The 4,123-nt window shown below is 58.4% G+C and carries 2 protein-coding genes; both read right to left on the bottom strand.

Annotated elements, in window-relative coordinates:
- Nucleotides 1-304: 304 nt before the first annotated feature.
- On the bottom strand, nt 305-2,596 hold the full coding sequence (gene glgB, locus NW815_RS04800) for a 1,4-alpha-glucan branching protein GlgB (protein ID WP_414341827.1): 2,292 nt from the start codon (nt 2,594-2,596) through the stop codon (nt 305-307).
- A gap of 60 nt (nt 2,597-2,656) precedes the next feature.
- On the bottom strand, nt 2,657-4,123 hold a 1,467-nt coding region (locus NW815_RS04795; RefSeq protein ID WP_414415767.1), incomplete at its 5' end, for a dihydrolipoyl dehydrogenase family protein.

Genomic DNA, 4,123 nt, shown 5'->3' with positions numbered 1-4,123 from the left:
TCCTCTCAGAAAAAACCTGCCCGTAGCACTCAGTTATGTCTGCCTTATGGTCATTTCGATTCAAACTAGAACACTGCACCCACGCCCACAGTCATTTTAAATAAGAATGAAACGAAATGAAACATTTCCATCCCATTGCTTCCCAACTCCCCTCTCCCTCTGGGAAGAGGACTGGGGGTGATCTCGGAAGCGGTATGGAGCGCTTGGGGATTGTCTCAATCCAGCTTGAAAGGACTACAAATGGCCAAAAAACGAAGTCTCCAGACCCGTCCTCCCAGTGCGGCGGAAGGAAGCCAGCAGGGTGTCAATTCTGGGACTCGACCGGCTGCGGCGGCTGCCATTTCAGCACCAAGGTAGAAAGTTGCGGCAGGCAGAGCTCGAGGGAGTAGGGCAAGTTGTGGTAGGCCCAGTCGTCTGTCCACTTGCCCCCCAAATTGCCTACCCCGCTGCCCCAAAACTCCACAGCATCGCTGTTGAGCAGCTCTCGATAAAAACCTCGTTCCGGTACCCCAATGCGGTAATTGGGCCAGACCACCGGCGTGAAGTTACAAACCACCACCACCCACTCACTGGGATCCTCCCCATAGCGGATGAAGGAAACAATGCCGCGATGGTCGCTGCAGTCAATCCAGCGGAACCCTTCTGGCTTGGTGTCTTGGGTATACAGGGCAGGCTCAGAGCGCAACAGGTGATTCAGGCTGGCCACATAGTGGCGCAACTTGGCGTGGGGTTCATACTGCAGCAGCCCCCAGTCCAGATCTGCCCAAACGTTCCACTCATTCCACTGGCCAAACTCCATGCTCATGAACAAGGTTTTCTTGCCAGGGTGGGTGAACATGTAGCCATACAAAGCCCGCAGACTGGCGAACTTATGCCAATGATCCCCCGGCATTTTGCCCAACATGTGGCTCTTGCCATGCACCACCTCATCATGAGAAAAGGCCAGCATGTAATTTTCGCTGAAGGCATACATGAGGCTGAAGGTGACCAAATGGGGATGGAACTGGCGGAACCAGGGATCCATGTGGAAATAATCCAACATGTCGTGCATCCAACCCATGTTCCACTTCAAGTTGAAGCCCAGCCCACCCACATGGGTTGGCCAAGTTACCATCGGCCAAGCAGTAGATTCTTCGGCAATGGAAAGCGCACCGGGGTTGTATTTGAAAATGAGGGTATTGAGCTGCCGGAAAAAGTCGATGGCTTCGAGGTGTTCCCGCCCGCCGTAGGGATTGGGGATCCAGTCTTTGCGGTCATAATCCAGATAAAGCATCGAGGCCACCGCATCCACCCGGATCCCGTCGATGTGGTATTTCTCGAACCAAAAAAGGGCATTGGCCACCAGATAATTGCGCACCTCGTTGCGGCCATAATTAAAGACCAAAGTGCCCCAGCCTTTGTGCTCACCTTTGCGAGGGTCGGCGTACTCGTACAGGTGAGTACCGTCGAAAAAAGCCAGCCCATGCCCATCTTTGGGGAAATGTCCGGGCACCCAATCGACAATCACGCCGATCCCGGCTTGGTGAGCCCGATCGACAAAATACATAAAGTCTTGCGGGGATCCATAGCGGGATGTCACGGCATAGTAGCCGATCACCTGATAGCCCCAAGAGCCATCGAAGGGGTGTTCTGCCACCGGCAACAGCTCGATGTGGGTAAAGCCCAGCTCCTTCACATAGGGGATTAGCTTGTCCGCCAGCTCGCGGTAGGTGAGGAAGCGAGTATTGGGCTTTTGGTCCACCAGCACACTTTGCCCTTCGGCAGGTGGATCTTCAGCCGAGGCGTGCATCCAGGATCCCAGATGCACCTCATAAACCGAAATCGGCGAGCGCAGGGGGTCGGTGGCGGCGCGTTTTTCCAGCCAGGCTTGGTCGTGCCAGGTGTAGGTGTTGAGGTCGGCTACGATGGAGCCGGTTTTGGGGCGCACCTCCTGTTGAAAGCCATAGGGATCCGATTTTTCGTAGATATCCCCCCAGGAAGTTTTCACCTCGTACTTGTAGATGGCGCCTGGCCCTATGCCGGGGATGAACACCGCCCAGATGCCGCTTTCGCCCAGCCGCTTCATCTGGTGTTGACGCCCGTCCCAGTGGTTAAAATCGCCGATAACGCTGACGTTGCGGGCGTTGGGAGCCCAGACGGCGAAATGCACCCCCTTCACCCCGTCCACCGTGATGGGATGAGCGCCCAGCTTGTCGTAAATGCGGTGGTGATTCCCCTCGTTGAACAAGTAGCGATCCAGCTCGCCAATGTGGTTGACCTTCTCCAAGGGAAAGCGGTAGGGATCCTCCCATTCTTCCAAGTGTTCCCCTTGGGGATCCCAGACCCGTTGGGCCCGCAAAAAATAGTCCGGCAGAGGGGTTCCCGGCTCAAAGCGCAGCTCGAATAGCGTTTCCGGGTGCAGCGGCTGCATCGGGTAAGCCTGTCCAGTGGCGCGTTCCACCAGCCAAACCTGCCGAGCATTGGGCACAAGGGCGCGCACCAACCCAAAGGATTTCCCGGCCTCTTCTATCTGCTGGGGGCCCAAAACGGCATAGGGATCCTGCCATTGGTTGGAAACAAACTGACCCACTTGTTCGGCAGACAGGAGAAAGCCCATCGGGAACCCTCAGTAAATGACCATTCTAGTCTAGCGGTGGCTGACCCCCAGTTTGCGCTGTCAGCTCCAGGCCCGCCTCCAGGCAAAGAATCCCTGCAAGAAGTTCTGCAGGCGGGGGTTGGTGGCCAATTGTTGCCTGCGGTGCTGCAGGGCCGCCTTGGCGTTCACCTCCGAGCGGGTGGGGTAGATGTGGATCCCGGTCAGGGCAGAGACGGGCAGCCGCCGGCTCATGGCCAAAACCACTTCATGAATCAGCTCTCCCGCCTGGGATCCCACCAGGTGCGCCCCCAAAATCTGGCCGTTGCGCCGACAGATCAACTTGGCAAAGCCCAGGGGGGCAGCTTCTGCCTGGGCCCGATCCACATCGGCAAACTCCTGTTTGAGCACCACCACATCCTTGCCGTATTGCTGCCGGGCTTCGCTTTCGGTGAGGCCCACACGGGCCAGCTCCGGCTCGGTGAAGATGGCCCAAGGAATGACACGATAACGCGCTTGGCTGAGGGGGAAAAACAGGGCATTGACCAAGGCCACTGCCGCTTCGTAGGCCGCCACATGGGTAAATTGCGGCCCGCCGATGACATCCCCACAGGCGTAGATGCGGGGATTGCGGGTTTGCAGCTTGGCATTTACCTGGATCCCTTGGGGGGTGTACTGCACGCCGGCGGCTTCTAGACCCAGCCCTTCCACGTTCGGGATCCGACCGGCGGCCACCAAAATCTCTTCTGCACGGATCACTTGATCACCTGCAGCGGCGGTGCCTGCCCCGGAATTGGCCTTTAGGGAAAGCAGCTTTGCCCCTTGCTCTTGGCCAACTGCTGTGGCGCGTACCCGGGTGAGGATGCGGATCCCATCTTGGGTCAACTGTTGCTGCACCACCTGGGCGGCTTCGGGATCCTCCTTGGGCAAGATGCGCTCGCGGCTGGCAATGAGGGTCACCTCGGATCCCAGACGGGCCAGAGCTTGGCTCAACTCGCAGCCTACCGGCCCCGCCCCTATCACCGCCACCGATTTGGGCAAACGGGTTAGGTCAAAGATCGATTCGTTGGTCAGATAGCCCGCCTCGGCCAAGCCTGGCAAGGGGGGAACCCAAGGACGGGATCCGGTGGCGATGACAAAAGCCCGCGCCTGTACCTGCCTTCCTGCCACCTCAAAGGTGCGCCCATCCACAAAGTGGCCCTTGGCAAACACCAGTTCCACCCCCAGTTGGCGGAAGCGATCTGGCGAATCGGCGTGGTTGGCGATGTAGCTCTGGGCAGAGCGAATGTGTTCGTACACCTTGAGGTAATCCACCGCGATCCCTGCTGGGCCAGGGAGAGTTACCCAACCGGCAGCCATGGCCTGGCGCATCCGATGGACGGTATGGGCCACGTGAAGAAGGGCTTTGCTGGGCACACAGCCATACCAGAGGCAATCGCCGCCCAAGCGGTCGCTGCCTTCCACCAGCAGCACCTTGGCCTTCAGTTGGGCAGCAGCGCTGGCCACCACCAAACCCGCTGCACCGGCGCCGATGACCACAATATCGTAGGG

Source organism: Synechococcus sp. R6-7, from assembly GCF_047461695.1.
Classification (GTDB): Bacteria; Cyanobacteriota; Cyanobacteriia; order Thermostichales; family Thermostichaceae; genus Thermostichus.
This window is presented reverse-complemented; position numbering and strand designations above follow the sequence as displayed.